Source organism: Microbulbifer pacificus, assembly GCF_002959965.1.
Lineage (GTDB): Bacteria > Pseudomonadota > Gammaproteobacteria > Pseudomonadales > Cellvibrionaceae > Microbulbifer > Microbulbifer pacificus_A.
Genome location: NZ_PREV01000026.1, coordinates 903,718 through 920,081, shown reverse-complemented (window position 1 = coordinate 920,081; position 16,364 = coordinate 903,718). Strand labels below are relative to the sequence as shown.

Below are 16,364 nucleotides of genomic sequence, written 5' to 3'. Positions count from 1 at the left end.
GGGCGTTGCGGATATGAGTCAGACGGCACAACCTGACGCAATGTCGGCGCCGGGTCCTCAGGCCAGGGCCGTTGGCAGTGAGCTGCTGATTGCGCTCAGCGTCATGCTGGCCACGATTATCCAGGTGCTCGATACCACGATTGCCAACGTGGCACTGCCGCACATGCAGGGCAGCCTCGGTGCCAGCAGCGACCAGATCACCTGGGTGCTCACTTCCTATATCGTCGCTGCGGCCATCATGACGGCACCGGTGGGGTATCTCGCCCAGCGCTTCGGCCGCCGCCAGTTGTTCCTGTGGTCGGTGGGCGGTTTCACCATCACCTCCATGCTGTGTGGCCAGGCCGGCAGCCTCAGTGAAATGATCCTGTGGCGCTTGTTGCAGGGCGTATTCGGCGCATCCCTGGTGCCGCTGTCTCAGGCCACATTGCTCGACACCTTCCCGAAAGAGAAACATGCGTCGGCCATGGGCATCTGGGGTGTGGGGGTGATGATCGGACCTATTCTCGGGCCGACGCTTGGCGGTTGGCTCACCGAGTACTATTCCTGGCGCTGGGTGTTCTATATCAACCTGCCGTTCGGCATCCTGTCGATGCTCGGTATCTACTTCTTCGTGCCGGAAACTGAAACCCGTAAACAGCGCTTCGACGCCTTCGGCTTCGCTATGCTCGCGCTTGCCGTCGGCGCGCTGCAGATGCTGCTGGACCGCGGCGAGCAGGTGGAGTGGTTCGAGGCACTGGAAATCCAGCTTTACGCTATCGCCTCTGCGCTGGGGCTGTACCTGTTCGTCGTGCACTCGCGCAGTACCAGCAACCCATTCCTGTCGCCGGGGCTGTTCCGCGACAGGAACTACGCCTCGGGCGTCGCGTTCATTTTCGTGGTCGGTATCACCCTGCTGGCCACCATGGCGCTGCTGCCTTCCTTCCTGCAGCAGTGGAAAGGCTACCCGGTAGTGACCACCGGCCTGGTCCTGATGCCTCGGGGTATTGGCACCATGATCTCCATGATGCTGGTGAGCAAGCTGATGAAACACTTCGACGCGCGCGCGCTGATCCTGCTGGGCATGGGGTTTATTTCCCTGTCCCTGTGGCAGATGACCGGATTCAACCTGCAGGTGAGCCAGCACGACCTGATCGTGACCGGCGTAGTGCAGGGGCTGGGGCTGGGGCTGGTGTTTGTACCGATTTCTACCCTGGCCTACGCCACACTCGAACCTCGTCTGCGCGGCGAAGCCACGGCGCTGTTCAGCCTGTCGCGCAACCTGGGCAGCAGTATTGGCGTGTCCATTGTGATGGCCGCACTGACACGCAATATCTGGATCAACCAGCAACAATTGGGTGAGCGGGTGCAGATGCCATCGGGAGTGAACTTACCTTCCGCCGATCTGCTCACCGCACTGCCTGCGGAAGTGATGAGCACCATCACCGCGCAGGCGGCGGAGATCGCTTACGTAAATGATTTCCAGATGCTGATGTGGATCAATATCGCGGCCATGCCGCTGGTGTTTTTGCTGTCCAATCCGGATAGGAAGGGGTAACGCGGGGCGTTGGGGTACGGCAGTGAATTGCGTGGCCACCTCTTGGTGGTCCTGTGCTCAACAACCTCATCGGCAATCATTTGCACAGGGCCGCCACGGAAACCATCCAGGACCTCTTGAATCTGGAGCGCTCGAATCTGGAGATGGACTAGTTCGCCGGATACCACGTCTGGGTGCGGTAGAAGAAGCCGAGGTAACCACGCACCATCAGTTTGCCGCCTTCTTCCCACATCTTGCAGTCGTATACCTTGCCCTTCACCGGGTCGAGAATTTTCCCGCCTTCGTACACATCCCCGGCTTTCACCATATCGGTGATCACATTCATACCGACGATTTTCTGCCCCTTCAACGCACCCGGGCAGGCATCGCACACGGTATCGTCCGGTTTCATCAGCAGGTCCACCACACGGCCGTAGTATTTCCCGCCCTGTTCGTAAATCTCCACGATCGACTTCGGCTGGCCGGTTTCATCGTCAATGGTTTTCCAGCGTCCCACCACATCGGCAAATGCCAGCTGGGTAGACAGCAGCAGGGAGGCGAGAACGGCAGCAATAGCAAGGTATAGCTTTTTCATAATGGGATCTCACAGGTAAACAGTATGTGACCATACCATTTTTTCAGGTCACACTCCGTATTGGGAAGTCCCTTTTAGTGTAGATGGTACGCCTCTCAACACCGGTTGGGCAGGTGGCCACTGGCACTGCGGGGCTCCGAGTTCTGTGGAATAATCCGCAACTCCAATGTAAAGCAAAATATCTGGCGCTGGGGTGAGGGAAACACCCAGGCACTGACCGTGGAAAAACAGCGAATTATGCCCCTCAAAAAGCACGCACTCACCGTAGACAATGTCATTTTCGGTTTCGACGACGGCGAACTGAAAGTACTGATCGTCAAACATGGCGAGGGTGAGAGCCGCGGTCACTGGGGGCTGCCCGGCGACTGGTTGAAGGAGGGGGAAACCCTGGAGCAGGCCGCCAGCCGGGTGCTGCTGGACCGCACCGGGGTGCGGGATATTTTCCTGGAGCAACTGCATGCATTCAGCGAGCTGGAACGCCATCCCGGTGAGCGTATCATCACCGTGGCGTTCTTCGCCCTGGTGCGCTCCGATGCCCACGCGCTTTCCGTGGGGAAAACCGAGCTGGACGCGCGCTGGGTCAATGTACGTGAAACTCCGCCGCTGATTTTTGACCACGACAGCATTCTCAGCAAAGCCCTGGCGCGGCTCAAGCACAAGGTTCGCCACGAGCCGATAGGTTTCAACCTGCTGCCGGAAAAATTCACCCTGTTGGAGCTGCAACGGCTCTACGAAGCGGTGCTGGATATTACTCTCGACAAACCCAACTTTCGTCGCAAAATGATGAAAATGAACCTGCTTATATCTACGGATGAAAAGCAGTCGGGCGTCAGCTACCGCGCCGCCAACCTGTACCGTTTTGATCTGAAGGTTTACCGCGAGCTCACCGAACAGGGGTTTGTGTTCGAAGTGTGAGCGCCGAGATAAAAAAAGCCCGGAGTACAAGACGCCGGGCCAAAGGATTGTGGGAGAGACTACTCACCATTCCAACTTCGGAACATTCTGTGGGGAATTGTGTCTCGGAGCTGCGGGCTACCGCTCCAGATACTCGAAGAAATCGAAATCCGCAGGGCAGTTGGCTCCGGAAATATCCTGGCAGGCCATACCCACAAAGGCACCGGTAAAACTGGCACCCTCGCCGCGTCCCGCCTCATCGGAAACGATACTGTAGTCCAGCGTTTCCCCGATCTTCTGCCAGTTTTCCCCATCCACCGACCAGAGAAAATCCAGTTTTTCAAACGCGACTTCCGCGCGCAGGAAAATGGCTGTGCTTGCCGGCAGTGACACGACCTGTTCCGAGCCGGAACCGTAATTTCCCAGCGGGAACTCTACACTGGTCACCTCGCCATCGCTGTGGCTCATGATACCGAGGTGCTTGCCGTGCTCGTCGTCGTAAGAGATATACAGGTAGTGGAATTTCTGACCGTTGTAGTAACAGGTCAGCCCCGCCATCTGCTGAAAACTGTGCGGAACAAATTCCACTTTGGTGGTGGCGGTGAAGCAGAACGCTTGTTGGCGGCGGGCTATCAGCGCCTGCTCGACGCAGTTGCCGATGGATTGCTTGCCATACAGACGCAGAAATCCGGGGCGATCCCGCAGGCTGTAAAACTGTTCCGGATGGGGAGTACGCAGCCATTGATAGTGCATCGGCAGTTCCGCCGCATCGAACTCGTCCCGTGTGGCGTCCTGTGGCCAGGGGTGCGGCGGCAGATCCGGTGCATCGATGGTGGCCTGCGGCTGATTGTTGCCGTGGGCGAGCCGCAGCCAGCCGTCGTTACTCCATACTGCGCGCTGTATCGCCGTTTCGCGACCCAGCGGGCTGCGCTTGATACCGGGCAGCGGGCGGGTGGACAGGTGTACCGCGAAGACTTCTCCCTGAGGTGTTTCCACGATATCGCCGTGGCCGGAGCGCTGCAGAACGAGATCGGGATTGTCTGCCGAGGTAAGGAAATATCCCTGGGGATCCAGTTCGTAGGGACCCTCGATACTCTGTGCGCGCGCAAACGTCATGCGGTGCTCGTAACCGGTACCGCCCTCGGCGGTGAGCAGATAGTAGTAGCCGTTGCGTTTGTAGATGTGCGGCGCTTCGGTAAGGCCGGCCTCGGTGCCGCGAAAAATATTGGTAATCGGACCGACGAGTTTCTTCGCTTCAGGATCGTACTCCTGCAGCAGAATACCACCGAAGGGGTTTTTGCCGGTGCGGTGATCCCACACCATGTTGGTGAACCACTTTCGGCCGTCATCATCGTGAAACAGGGACGGGTCGAAACCACTGCTGTTTACATACACCGGATCGCTCCATTCGCCGTCGATGGTGGCGCAGGTGGTGATGTAGTTGTGCGCGTCCTTGAAGCTGCCGTTGAAACGTTTTACGTCGGTGTACACCAGATAAAATAATCCATCGCAATACGACAGGCACGGTGCCCAGATACCACAGGAATCCGGGTTGCCGCGCATATCCAGCAGCGCCTCCCGGTTCAGTGGACGGCTCACCAGGCGCCAGTTCACCAGGTCTTTCGAATGGTGAATCTGTACACCCGGATACCATTCGAATGTGGAGGTGGCGATGTAATAGTCGTCGCCCACCCGCACGATGGAGGGATCCGGGTTGAAGCCTTTCAGAATTGGGTTGTTCATCACGTCTTTCGTCACATCCTTAAATCGCAATCGGTTCAGTGGGAGGCCGCATTTACGGCAGCGGTAGCCTCGGCCGCGCTTTGTTCATCCTCACCTGCGCCCGTGGTCAAAAAAGTATTGGTGAGCCGGTAGTAGCGGAACACAGCCATCGTGATCAGGGTGCACACTACCGGGCCCGCGGCGTAGATCAGTACGATGCCGTCGAGGGTGCGCTCGCTCTGTTCGGCGTTCGGTACATAGTCGAAGTAGCCCAGCAGCCAGCCGGCGCAGGCGCCACCGAAGGCGAGGCCGAGCTTCAGTGCCATCAGATGTCCGGAGTAGGCCATGGCCATTTTTTTCGGGTGTCCCTTGCGGGCAAACCAGTCCACCGTGTCGGGCACCATGGAGAAAATCAGTGGAATGGCGATCATGTGCACGAAGTTTGCGGCCATGGCGAGGGCCAGTGCCAGGTACACCTGATCGCGCCCCAGCGGCAGCAGCACGGCATGGGTGAGGATTACTCCAATCATCGACCAGTTGAACAGGCGCACCTTGCAGAAACGCTTGGTCAGAAAGTTGGTGCTCACCGCACCCGCCACGCCGGCCAGCATGGGCAGGGTGACGAACAGACTCACCAGATTTTCCGACTGGAAGTAATAGGTCACGTAGAAAGGTGTGACCGCGCCGCGCATGGCGACCAGCACCAGCAGAAAGAAGGTGGCGATGGCAATAACCGCCCACTGGCTGTTGCGAAACAGATTGAAAAAATCCGCTGCAAAATTTTTCGCGATGCTGCCCTTGGGTTCGGTGGCCATTTCAGGCGCAACCCGCTCGCGGGTACTCCAGAAACAGATAAAAAAGCACAGTGCGGCAATCGCGGCCATTACCGCCATCGCCATCTGGTAACCGAAGGCCTTGTCGCCCTGACCGAGCAGGTTCACCAGCGGCAGGGTCAGCGCTGACACCAGCGCACCACCGACCATGGCCATGGCGAAACGGTAGGACTGGATAGACGCGCGCTCGGTAGTGTCTTCGGTAATCACCCCACCCAGAGCGGAGTAGGGGATGTTGATGGCGGTATAGACGGTCATCAGCAGGGTGTAGGTGATGTAGGCATACACCAGCTTGCCGTTTTCCCCGAGATCCGGGGTGGTAAACGCCAGCACTGCGAGACCCGCATAGGGCAGAGCCATCAACAGCAGATAGGGGCGGTAGCGTCCCCAGCGCGAGCGGGTACGGTCTGCCATACCACCCACCAGCGGATCGGTGATGCCGTCAAAGATCCGCACCACCAGCAGCAGGGTACCCGCGGCGGCGGCGGAGATGCCGAACACGTCGGTGTAAAAAACCAGCAGGAAATTGATGACCACCTGGAACACGATATTGCTGGCGGTATCGCCCAGGCCATAACCGATCTTCTCACGGATGCCAATGCGGGATGTGCGCATGGTGTTTCTCTCATTCGTTATTGTTATTGGCTTTATATTGATTTTTTTATACTGGCTTTCGCCGAGCAATATTAATAGTCTGAGTGACTATAACACAGCGGCGAGGGCTGTCTAGCATTTTGCTCCCGCTACTGTATTGTTCTGGTCAGGTTAAAAAACAAACAGAAGAATAAGTAAGGTGGGAACATGAAAAAAGCGATGATGAACGGAGCGCGGAGACAGTTTCTACGCAGCGCCTTTACCGCAGCCGGCGTCGGCCTGGTTTTGGGCAGCGCCAGCCCGCGGCAACTGCTGGCGGAAGCGCTCAGTGGCCAGCCGCAACCCCCGGCGCCGGGCCTGGGAACTCTGTTTGCCAAAGACTTTAAGGTAGGCACCGCACTTTCCAACACCACCCTGCGTGCACAGAACCCGGGCCTTGAGTCACTGGTCGCCCGCGAGTTCAGCGCCGTCACCGCGGAAAACGCGATGAAGTGGGAGGAGGTCCATCCGCAGGCGGATACCTGGGACTGGCAGCGAGCGGACCACTTGGTGGACTTTGGTCAGCGCCACCAGATGTACACCATTGGTCACACCCTGGTATGGCACTCGCAGATGCCGGAGACGGTCTTCGTCGATGCGCACGGACGTTTGCGCAAACGCAAAGAGATCGAGCTGGCCATGGAAGCCCATATCGCCACACTGGCCGGGCGTTACCGCGGCAAAATTCAGGCGTGGGATGTGGTGAACGAGGCGGTCACCGACAATGGCCAGTGGCGCGAGAGCCACTGGTACAACGCCCTCGGTGAAAATTATTTTCCCCGCGCCTTCCATCTCGCCCGCGAAGTCGACCCGAATGCAGAGCTTCTCTACAACGACTACAACATGACAAGCCCGGCGAAGCGGGATTTTGCTTTGGCGCAGATCGCGAAATTTCGCAGGCAGGGTATGCCGATAGACGGTGTCGGTATGCAGGCCCATGTTCACTTGCGCGAACCCGCCATTGCCGAAGTGGAAGCCAGCATAGAGACCATCGCCGCCGCTGGCCTCAATGTGCATATCACCGAACTGGATGTGGATGTACTGCCCAAGGCCTACGATTACATGGGCGCGGAGATCTCTACCAACTTTGCCTATTCGGAAGAACTCAATCCTTTTCCCGAGCAGTTGCCGGAAAAACTCGTCGATGAACTGGCGGCGCGGTATGAATCCCTGTTCAAGCTTTTCCTGAAGCACCGGGACAAGGTCCGTCGGGTTTCACTGTGGGGGACTACGGATGCGGAATCGTGGAAGAACGATTGGCCTGTGGTTGGGCGGACCAACTACCCGCTGATTTTTGATCGGGAAGGTGAGCCAAAGAAGGCTTATTACGCTGTTGCTGGACTAAAGGGTTTTTCCAAGTCCAGTTGAAGAGTGCGTTGTAGCGGACCTCGTGGCAGCACCGCTACCGAGGACAGCCTTGCCAGACACGCCGTGAACCCATCCATGGGGGCTCTTCCGCGAGGTCCCTCTCGCGGAAGGTCTGGCAAGGCTGTCCCCGGTATCGGCGCCTTATCGGATAGTTCAGTTTTCTAAAAGACCCGAAAAGAACGTTCGCTGTCTGCTAACGAAGTGCTGAACTTCAAAGCGAAGGCGGAGTGCTGGGTATTGGTTTTCGAAAGCGTCGGCGACAGGGACGTCGCCGACGCAGCGTACAGGGATGTATTCACAGCGGTTTCGAAAACCAATGCCCAGTGATCCGCCGCCACACACCGAGAATAAAGCGGACCACGAAAGCCCGGCTCAAGACGAACAACTGATGGGCAAATGTTTGCCCGATTCCGACGGCGCCGCCGCCCAAGTCTCAAACCCCGGATGCTCCTCAAAAGGCGTCTGCAACAAATCAAAAAACGTATGTAAAGGCTGGAAATCTCCAGACTCAGCCGCCTCAATCACCCGCTGCGCCAGATAATTCCGCAACACAAACTTGGGGTTCGTCCGCAACATATTCCGGCAGCGCTCCTCCGGAGATTGGCGCTCTTTCTGTAACCGTTGGTCGTAGCGCGAAAGCCAGTTTCCCAGAGCGCCGTGCTGGGAGGGGGAAACAAGCTCCTCCAGTGAAGTGGCCGGCCGCTCCCCAAAATACCGGCTGAGTGCACGAAAAAATAGCGAGTAATCCACCTGTCCGGATTCCAGCAACGTCATCAGATCCGCACACAACTGCTGATCGCCGTCGTCTTCCGTGGCCAACCCGAGTTTGCGCCGCATAAGACCGGCATAACATTCGATCAGCAACGGCTGATATTGCCCCAGGCAATCTTTCAGCGTCTCGATATCCAGCAGCGAAGAAAATGCATGGGCCAGTGCATTCAAATTCCACAGCACCACACCCGGCTGCGCATCAAACGCGTAGCGTCCCGTGTGATCCGAATGGTTGCAGATGAAGCCTGGCTCATAGTCGTCCAGAAAACCATAAGGGCCGAAATCAAATGAATCCCCAATGATCGACATATTGTCCGTATTCAGAACGCCATGGGCGAACCCCACCGACTGCCAGCCGGCCACCAGTTCCGCACTGCGCTTTACCGTAAACCGCAACAGCGCCTCCGCCTGCTCCTGCACCGACTTATCCGCGACCTCCGGCAAAAACTGCGCGCACACAAATTCCACCAGCTTGTGCTGCGCATCCAACTGGCGGGTGTAAAACAGGTACTCGAAATGCCCGAAGCGGATATGGCTGCGCGCCACGCGGATCAGCGCCGCACCGGTTTCCAGTTTCTCCCGCGCCACCGGTTCCCGGCTGCCAACAATGCACAGCGCGCGGGTACTGCGAATACCCAGCGCCGTCAGAGCCTCGCCGGCGAGATATTCGCGGATGGTGGAACGCAGTACCGCGCGGCCATCACCGAAGCGGGAGTAGGGGGTCTGGCCCGCGCCCTTCAGATGCAGATCCCAGTGTTTGCCGTCGCGTTCGATTTCCCCCAGTAACAGCGCGCGCCCGTCGCCGAGCTCGGGGTTGTAGCTGCCGAACTGGTGACCGGTATATTTCATGGAGAAGGGCACGCTGCCCCGGAACAGCCTGGCCCCGCTGCCCAACAGCGCCCAGTCCGGGTTCTGTGCCTCCTGTGGGGCGATGCCCAGCAGTGCCAATACCGCCGGATTGACGTGGATGGTATGCGGGTTTTGCAGTGGAGTAGGCTGGACCGGGGTTCCAAAGACCGGGCCGAGGTCGGCGTAGTGGTGCTTAAGGGTCAGCCGCTCCAGGGGCTGGAAATCGGATTTGGTCACGGGTTACCTAGTGTCAGTTTGATGTTCTTGTCCGCCCAGCATTCGACTTCCAGCTCCAGCAGGTCTTCGATGGCGGGATACTGGTACAGCCACTGACCGGGGATACCCAGCCGGTAGCCCGGACCGTCGGCCGACAGGGTGAGGCCGTCAATGCCACGGTCGACGTGGTCGCGGTGCACAATGCAGGCCAGGCGCAGGCACAACAGCAGATCGTTGTTGGGGTGAAAGCCGTAGTGTTCCTGCACCGCCTTGATATCCCCACGCTGATTGCGCACCAGGTAGGCGAGGTTTTCCTGTTCGCTGCGGCTGAAACCCGCCATATCTGCGTGTTCAATCATGAAGGCACCCAGCTTGCGGAAACTGCTGTGTGAGAGGGCGAGACCGATTTCGTGCAGATCCGCGGCCCAGCGCAAAAGGCGGCGCTGGCTCATCATGGAATGCGGGTTCAACTGAGCAAAGAATTGCAGCGCGGTGCTGGCGACGCGCCTGGCCTGATTGCGGTCGATTTCCCCTTTCTCCATCAGGTTGGCCACGGTGTCGGCGCGGCGGTCGCCGCCGTGGGCGCGGCCGGCCAGGTCGTGAACGATACCTTCGCGGATGGCGTAGGGAGATATGTGCATGACCTCAATATCCAGCTCGCGGAATATACCGTGCAGAATTGCGAGGCCGGCGGCAAACACCGGGCGGCGCTGCGGCTCGAGATTCGGCAGATCGATGGCGTCCACGGTCCTGCAGCCGGCCACCCGGTCCGCGAGCTTGTCCAGATCCTTGCGATGAATCGGCAGAAGTTCGCCGTTGTTGAGTACCCGCGCCACCGACTTGATGGTGCCGGAGGCGCCAATCACCAGCGCCTCATCGGCAATATGTTGTAATTCCTGCAGTTCTGCCTGGGCGGCGCGACGGGCGCGCACGAAATTATTGCGCTTGCCGGCATCGATTTTGCCGTCGTCGAAAAAACGGCGGTTAAACGCCACACAGCCCATGTTCACGCTCTGCAACTGGCGGGGGCTCTCCACACCGCGCACCAGTTCCGTGGAGCCGCCGCCAATATCCACCACACAGCGCAGACGCGGCGGACCTTCCGCCGCGGCCATCACGCCGGAATAGATCAGGCGCGCCTCTTCGACCCCGGAAATGATCTCGATGGGGGCGCCGAGAATGGCTTCCGCCGCCTCCAGAAATCCATCCGCCTGGGTGCTGGCCAGGCGCAGGGTATTGGTGCCGACGATGCGCACATTGTCCGCGGGCAGCCCCTGGATCACCGGCGCAAACCGTCGCAGGGCCTCCAGCGCCCGCTCCGCTACCTCCGGTGCCAGGTTGCGTTCTCTGTCGAGGCCTTCTGCGAGTCTTACCATGGCGCGGTCGGTATGCAGGCGGACCATGCGTTGGTCACGGAATTCTGCTAACAATAGGTGGAAGCTGTTCGAGCCCAGATCCAGTGCGGCGTAGCGCGGGGGATTGGCGTCGGCGTTGTTATCACTTGTCATGTTTTTGCTTGTCAAATATCTGAAACAAAAATGTAGCAAACTGCGCAGCCATCAGATTGCCACCAGTGTGTCCATATAAACTTGAAAACCATAGAAGCCGCAGTATTCGTTGACCACGTCTCTCCGCAGATGCCGGGAAATGGTGAACAATTTGCAGAAAAAGCAGCAGAGAGTATGGCAAAAGACATTCCCCTGTACCCCAAAGAGCTGAGCTGGCTCTCGTTCAACGCCCGGGTCCTGCAGGAAGTGGAAGACGAGAGTGTGCCCATTATTGAGCGGGTACGCTTTCTCGGCATCTTTTCCAACAATCTGGATGAATTCTACCGCGTACGCGTGGCGGATGTGCGGCGCCTGGCCACCTTTGCCAAGGGCAGCAGTCAGAAGGAGCAGTTTGGTGAACTGCTGGGGAACATCAACGAAAAAGTGCTGCGGTTGCAGGCACGCTTTGGCAACGCGTACGGCAAGGTCCTCAAGGATCTCGGGCGGCACAATATCCACCTGATCAACGAGCGCCAACTCACGCCCGGCCAGTTTGCCTACGTCGAGGAGTTTTTCCGCCGCGAGGTACTGCCTGAACTCGAGCCATTTTTCATCGATGACCGAGAAACCATGCCGCTGTTGAATGAAGCGAGCATTTACTTCGGTATCTATCTTGAACTGGAAGACGGCACGCTGCGCTTTGCGGCGCTGGAAATCCCCACGGACATTCTGCCCCGTTTCATCGCCATCCCGCACCGGGAGAAAAAGCACGAGAAGGTCTACATCGTGCTCGACAACGTAATTCGTGCCTGTCTGGTGGATGTGTTCCGCTATGTCATGCCAATCGCAAAAGCGTCTGCCTACACCTTCAAGATCAGCCGTGATGCGGAGCTGGAACTCGGTGAGCATGTGACGCAGAACATTGTTGACCGGGTGGCGAAATCCCTGAAAAAACGCAAGCAGGCGGAGCCGGTGCGCCTGGTGTACGACTCCACCATGCCCGAGGCACTGATTCAGCTGATCAAGAAAAAACTGAAGATGGGAAGCTACGACAGCTTCACACCCGGTGGCCGCTACCACAACTCAAAAGACTTCATGAGCTTTCCGGCAGACAGTCGCCAGCACACCTATCGTCGAATCAGTCCGCTGCCGACGCTGCCGGACAGCGCCAATATTTTTGCCTGGCTGCGGGAGCGCGATCGCCTCTGCTATTACCCCTACCACGACTTTCGCGTGATCACCAAGCTGCTGGCCTCCGCCGCCATTGATCCCAAGGTGCGTGAAATACGCATCAACCTGTACCGGGTGGCGAAAAACTCCCGTGTGGTCGCCGCACTGGTCAACGCGGTGCGCAACCAGAAGCAGGTAACCGCGGTGGTGGAATTACAGGCGCGCTTTGATGAGCAGGCCAACCTGCACTGGTCCAGCGAGCTGAGCGATGCGGGGGTGGATGTTATCTACGGAGTGCCCGGCCTCAAGGTGCACTGCAAACTCATTTCCATCGTGCGCGAAGAAGATGGCCATGCGCGCTATTACAGCCACTTCGGCACTGGCAATTTCAACGAAAGCACCGCGCGCTTTTACTGCGACTTCAGCCTGCTGACCAGCGACAGTAAACTCGGTGAAGACGCCTACCGCGTCTTCGACTTCATCAAACAGTCTCACTTACAACCGGATTACCACCATATCTGGGTTTCTCCTCACACCAATCGGCCAAACCTGCTCGCCGCCATCGATCGCGAAATTTCCGCGGCGGTCGCCGGCAAGCCCGCGGATATTTTTATCAAGTGCAACAATCTTGTGGATTCGGAAGTGATCGAGCGCCTGTACCGTGCGGGCGACGCGGGTGTGCGGGTGCGTATCATCGTGCGCAGCATGTGCGCACTGGTGTGCCAGACCCGGGGCGTTTCCGACAACATTGAAGTCATCAGCCTGGTGGACAAGTTCCTCGAACACGCCCGGATTTACGCGTTTCACAATGGTGGTGAGCAGCAGGTGTATCTGTCTTCCGCAGATCTGATGACGAGAAACCTCGACCATCGGGTGGAGGTGACCTTTCCCTTGCTGTCAACGGAACACCGCAAAACCGTGCTGGATATTCTTGAGTTGCAGTGGCAGGACAACCAGAAAGCGCGGGTGATGGATGCGGACCAGAGCAACAGCCGGATTGCCAACCGCAACAGCAAGCGCAATGTGCGCTCACAGGACGCCATTTACCGGTATCTGAAAAAGCGGGACGTTTGATGGGGTGAATACACAGGTGGCTGTGCCCGGCAGCGGCACCTTCTCGGACAGTATTAAGTCAAGAAATGATTCTTGACTTAATTTTTGCTGAACCCCACCAGCTTCCCACCCTCAAAGGAAAAACGATAGCGCTCGCCCACTTTCAGGTTTTCCTTGCAGCGGGATTCGATGGTGATGCGGGGGAACTGGGGGGTGACCACCCAGGTGGAAAAATCTTCCTCCGGGCCCCGCTTGATCAGCCAATAGTGGTCTCCGTGCTGGCAGGTGCCGCGCTCGAGGCAATTGTCATAGCCCCAAACAAACGCCTGGACATCGTATTTGGCGGGGAGATTGGTGGCGGGTTGGAACGGGTGCCTGGGGTCATCGGTAAATTCGTAGAGATCGTCAAAGGTCTGTAGCTTGTAGCCTTTGGCGCGAACTTCACAGCTAGCGGCGTGCATTGCCACACCCGCAGTGGATTCCGGCGGCATTGACTTGCCGGACTTGGGCTTGCCCTCCATCTCACTGGGCAGGTAGCCGCAACCGCTCAAGGCTACGCTCCACAACGCCAGACCCACGCACAGGGCGCCACCGCCTAAATACCGCACTTCCAGACCTCCATCGGTACCTGCTTGACCCGGTAGTATTCAATAACCGGATAACCACTTCCCTAACTATAGCCATAGTTGGGCCCAAGACCTCTCGACCCCTCGGAGGCTGTTTACGGCGACGTACGCTTGATGGGCAGGCGGCGAAAGCGCACCTTGCGACGGTAGGGAAAGGTGCTCTCCACCCGGCCGGCGCGAATGCGCTCCTGCAACCGTTGCCAGTAGCGGTAGTCGTACAGGTCGCTGTGTTGATCCTCGAACGCCTTGCGGGCAATGGGATTGCCGGAGAAAAACAGGCGGAACTCCTCGGGGAAAACATCCGCCTCTGCCACCGTGTACCAGGGGCGGTCTGCCAGTTCCTGCTCTGTCGTGTGCGGTTCGGGGATCTTGCGAAAGTTGCACTCGGTGAGCGGGCAGAGTTCGTCGTAATCGTAAAATACCACCCGTCCGTGACGGGTCACACCGAAGTTTTTCAGTAGCATATCGCCGGGAAAAATATTCGCCGCGGCGAGCTGCTTGATGGCGTTGCCGTATTCTTCCATGGCCTCAACCGTCTGCTGTTCATCGGCGGTGTCGAGATACAGATTGAGCGGCTCCATGCGCCGCTCCACATACAGGTGTTTGATGATGATCCACTTGTCGTCAATATGAAGTTTGGACGGTGCCAGCTTCTGCAGTTCCGCCAGTAACTCCTCACTGAAGCGGTTGCGGTAAAAAATAAAGTTGGTGTATTCCTGGGTATCCGCCATACGCCCGACCCGGTCGGCGCGGGATACGAATTTGTACTTCTCCTTGACGATTTCCTCGGTGACGGTTTTCGGCGCATCAAAGCGGTCCTTGATTACCTTGAATACCACGGGATAGGAGGGCAGGGTAAATACACTCATCACCATGCCCTTGATACCGGGTGCAATGATGAACTTGTCATTGCTCACCTTCATGTGCGCGAGGATATGGCGGTAGAACTCGGTCTTGCCATGCTTGTGGAAGCCGATGGAGTTGTACAGTTCCGATTTTTCCTTGAGCGGCATGATGGTGGAGAGGAAGCGCACAAAACGCGAGGGGATCGGCGCATCCACCATGAAGTAGGAGCGGGTGAAACTGAAAATGATACTGGCGGAGTCGTTGTCGTGGATGACCGTATCCACAAACACCTGGCTGCGACCATTGTTCAGACAGGGCAGGATCAGGGGAATCACTTCGCCATTGAACATCAACCTCCCCACCAGATAGGCCGCTTTGTTGCGGTAGAACACCGACTCCAACATGTCCACTCGCAGGCGCTGCTCGTCGTCCTCGGTTTCCAGTTTGCCCGCCAGCGGCCCGTCGCGCAGGGCACTGCAGATATGGTCCAGGTCTCGCTGCATGTCTTCCCAGGGTATAGAGAAGCTGTAATCGGCGAGAATGTCTTCCATCATCGCCCGCAGACCGTCGCGGCCGCTGTAGCTGATATAGATACTGTAATCCCGCAGTGGTTTTTCATCCGGGGCGCGCGAGGACTTTACGAAAATGTGGCTGTCGTGGATGTGTGCGTGCTGGAACTGGCTGCAGAACACCGAATTGAAAAAAGTCTCGGCGATCTCGTAATTGTTGTTGTTGGCGATCAGCTGCGCGTAGGTTTCCTTGGCCTGGCCCCACAGCTCCAGTTGGGTGGTGTCTTTACTGGTGACAGAGTGCACCAGTTTCAGTACCTGGTTCACCTTCACCTTGTAGAGGTCGATACGCTCCTTGTTGGCCTGGTGCACCCCCGGCCAGGCCGCGGTTTCGAAGCGCGCCTTGGCGCCCAGCGTGATGTTCTGGAAATCCGCGAAGTACGCATCAAAGCCATTGAGGATGGTTTTGGCGATGCGGCGGGCGGTCGGGGAGTGATTGGTCATGCACTAGACTCAATTGGATCCGTTTTCATACCATGTAGCCGATGTTAGCACGGACTTTCGGGAGGCCAATTGAACGATTGGATCAGCAGCTTTGTCTTTTTCTTTGCGGTAATCGACCCGGTAGGCACACTGCCGGTGTTTATTGCTGTTACCAGCCGCCACGCGGAGTGGCAAAGGCGCAGGATTGCGTTTATCGCGGTAGCGGTGGCAACCGGCATTCTGCTGTTCTTTCTGCTGGCCGGGCAGTACTTGCTGGAGGCGATCGGTGTCCCGCTGTCGGCGTTTCAGGTTGCCGGTGGAATAGTGCTGTTCCTTTTTGCCCTCACCATGATTTTTGGTGAGGGTAAGCCCGAGCAGGAAATGGGAATCGTCCAGAGCGGGCATGAAACCGCGATTTTCCCTCTCGCGGTTCCCTCCATTGCCTCTCCGGGCGCCATGCTGGCGGCGGTGGTGCTGACGGATAACCACCGTTTTGATCCCATACACCAGTTCCATACCGCCACGGCCATGTTTTCGGTATTGGCGATCGTTCTCCTCTTGTTGCTCTCCGCCAACCGGATCCACCGCTGGATCGGTGATACCGGTGCCAGTATCGTCAGCCGGGTCATGGGGTTGATTCTGGCTTCCGTGGCGACCACCAATGTTCTGTTGGGGCTCCAGCAGTTTTTCATGGTGTGATTCACGGCGTTCCAGCACATACTACCGCCTTATTAATAAAGCTTTTGGGGGCGTTTCTGGGGGCACAAAGAGCGCTCAGCCTGAACTATCCGCGAGT

General features: G+C 57.8%; 12 protein-coding genes. 5 read left to right on the top strand and 7 right to left on the bottom strand.

The features are described from left to right. The first annotated feature begins 13 nt into the window (after positions 1-13). Positions 14-1,534, top strand: a complete 1,521-nt coding sequence (locus C3938_RS04430; protein ID WP_233998643.1) for a DHA2 family efflux MFS transporter permease subunit — start codon at positions 14-16, stop codon at positions 1,532-1,534. Between the two features lie 148 nt (positions 1,535-1,682). Here C3938_RS04430 and C3938_RS04425 read toward each other — a convergent pair whose 3' ends face one another. Then, positions 1,683-2,108 (bottom strand): DUF2147 domain-containing protein, encoded by a 426-nt coding sequence (locus tag C3938_RS04425; RefSeq protein WP_105102007.1) that lies wholly within the window; start codon positions 2,106-2,108, stop codon positions 1,683-1,685. Between the two features lie 237 nt (positions 2,109-2,345). Here C3938_RS04425 and C3938_RS04420 point away from each other — a divergent pair, with 237 nt between their 5' ends. Next, a complete protein-coding gene (locus tag C3938_RS04420) occupies positions 2,346-3,023 on the top strand; it encodes an NUDIX hydrolase (protein WP_105103220.1) in 678 nt (225 codons plus the stop codon). A gap of 117 nt (positions 3,024-3,140) precedes the next feature. Here the strand turns inward: C3938_RS04420 and C3938_RS04415 are convergent, their stop codons facing one another. Both C3938_RS04415 and C3938_RS04410 read right to left on the bottom strand, forming a co-directional pair. Further along, a complete protein-coding gene (locus tag C3938_RS04415) occupies positions 3,141-4,745 on the bottom strand; it encodes a glycoside hydrolase family 43 protein (protein WP_105102006.1) in 1,605 nt (534 codons plus the stop codon). A 35-nt stretch (positions 4,746-4,780) separates the two neighbouring features. After that, on the bottom strand, positions 4,781-6,172 hold the full coding sequence (locus C3938_RS04410; RefSeq protein WP_105102005.1) for a glycoside-pentoside-hexuronide (GPH):cation symporter: 1,392 nt from the start codon (positions 6,170-6,172) through the stop codon (positions 4,781-4,783). Positions 6,173-6,358: 186 nt separating this feature from the next. Between C3938_RS04410 and C3938_RS04405 the strand changes: the two genes are divergently transcribed. Beyond that, positions 6,359-7,558 (top strand): endo-1,4-beta-xylanase, encoded by a 1,200-nt coding sequence (locus C3938_RS04405; RefSeq protein ID WP_199775485.1) that lies wholly within the window; start codon positions 6,359-6,361, stop codon positions 7,556-7,558. 372 nt (positions 7,559-7,930) lie between these two features. Here C3938_RS04405 and C3938_RS04400 read toward each other — a convergent pair whose 3' ends face one another. Both C3938_RS04400 and C3938_RS04395 read right to left on the bottom strand, forming a co-directional pair. Beyond that, entirely contained in the window at positions 7,931-9,415 is a 1,485-nt protein-coding gene (locus C3938_RS04400) for a protein adenylyltransferase SelO (protein ID WP_105102004.1), read from the bottom strand. Next, positions 9,412-10,902, bottom strand: a complete 1,491-nt coding sequence (locus C3938_RS04395) for a Ppx/GppA phosphatase family protein (protein ID WP_105102003.1) — start codon at positions 10,900-10,902, stop codon at positions 9,412-9,414. The genes C3938_RS04400 and C3938_RS04395 overlap by 4 nt, the downstream gene beginning before the upstream one ends. A 174-nt stretch (positions 10,903-11,076) precedes the next feature. On the opposite strand from C3938_RS04395, the gene ppk1 reads away from it, so the two are divergent. Then, positions 11,077-13,125, top strand: a complete 2,049-nt coding sequence (ppk1, locus tag C3938_RS04390; protein ID WP_105103218.1) for a polyphosphate kinase 1 — start codon at positions 11,077-11,079, stop codon at positions 13,123-13,125. A gap of 77 nt (positions 13,126-13,202) precedes the next feature. Here ppk1 and C3938_RS04385 read toward each other — a convergent pair whose 3' ends face one another. After that, on the bottom strand, positions 13,203-13,712 hold the full coding sequence (locus C3938_RS04385) for a hypothetical protein (protein ID WP_158681557.1): 510 nt from the start codon (positions 13,710-13,712) through the stop codon (positions 13,203-13,205). A 113-nt stretch (positions 13,713-13,825) separates the two neighbouring features. Beyond that, a complete protein-coding gene (gene aceK / locus C3938_RS04380) occupies positions 13,826-15,589 on the bottom strand; it encodes a bifunctional isocitrate dehydrogenase kinase/phosphatase (protein WP_105102001.1) in 1,764 nt (587 codons plus the stop codon). Between the two features lie 69 nt (positions 15,590-15,658). On the opposite strand from aceK, the gene C3938_RS04375 reads away from it, so the two are divergent. Next, a complete protein-coding gene (locus C3938_RS04375) occupies positions 15,659-16,267 on the top strand; it encodes a MarC family protein (protein ID WP_105102000.1) in 609 nt (202 codons plus the stop codon). Positions 16,268-16,364 lie beyond the last annotated feature (97 nt).

Bases quoted from the DNA above. Each gene is read 5' to 3' on its own strand.
- C3938_RS04410 (WP_105102005.1), bottom strand. From the start codon at position 6,172: ATGCGCACATCCCGCATTGGCATCCGTGAGAAGATCGGTTATGGCCTG.
- C3938_RS04415 (WP_105102006.1), bottom strand. From the start codon at position 4,745: ATGAACAACCCAATTCTGAAAGGCTTCAACCCGGATCCCTCCATCGTG.
- aceK (WP_105102001.1), bottom strand. From the start codon at position 15,589: ATGACCAATCACTCCCCGACCGCCCGCCGCATCGCCAAAACCATCCTC.
- C3938_RS04395 (WP_105102003.1), bottom strand. From the start codon at position 10,902: ATGACAAGTGATAACAACGCCGACGCCAATCCCCCGCGCTACGCCGCA.
- C3938_RS04425 (WP_105102007.1), bottom strand. From the start codon at position 2,108: ATGAAAAAGCTATACCTTGCTATTGCTGCCGTTCTCGCCTCCCTGCTG.
- ppk1 (WP_105103218.1), top strand. From the start codon at position 11,077: ATGGCAAAAGACATTCCCCTGTACCCCAAAGAGCTGAGCTGGCTCTCG.
- C3938_RS04405 (WP_199775485.1), top strand. From the start codon at position 6,359: ATGAAAAAAGCGATGATGAACGGAGCGCGGAGACAGTTTCTACGCAGC.
- C3938_RS04430 (WP_233998643.1), top strand. From the start codon at position 14: ATGAGTCAGACGGCACAACCTGACGCAATGTCGGCGCCGGGTCCTCAG.
- C3938_RS04420 (WP_105103220.1), top strand. From the start codon at position 2,346: ATGCCCCTCAAAAAGCACGCACTCACCGTAGACAATGTCATTTTCGGT.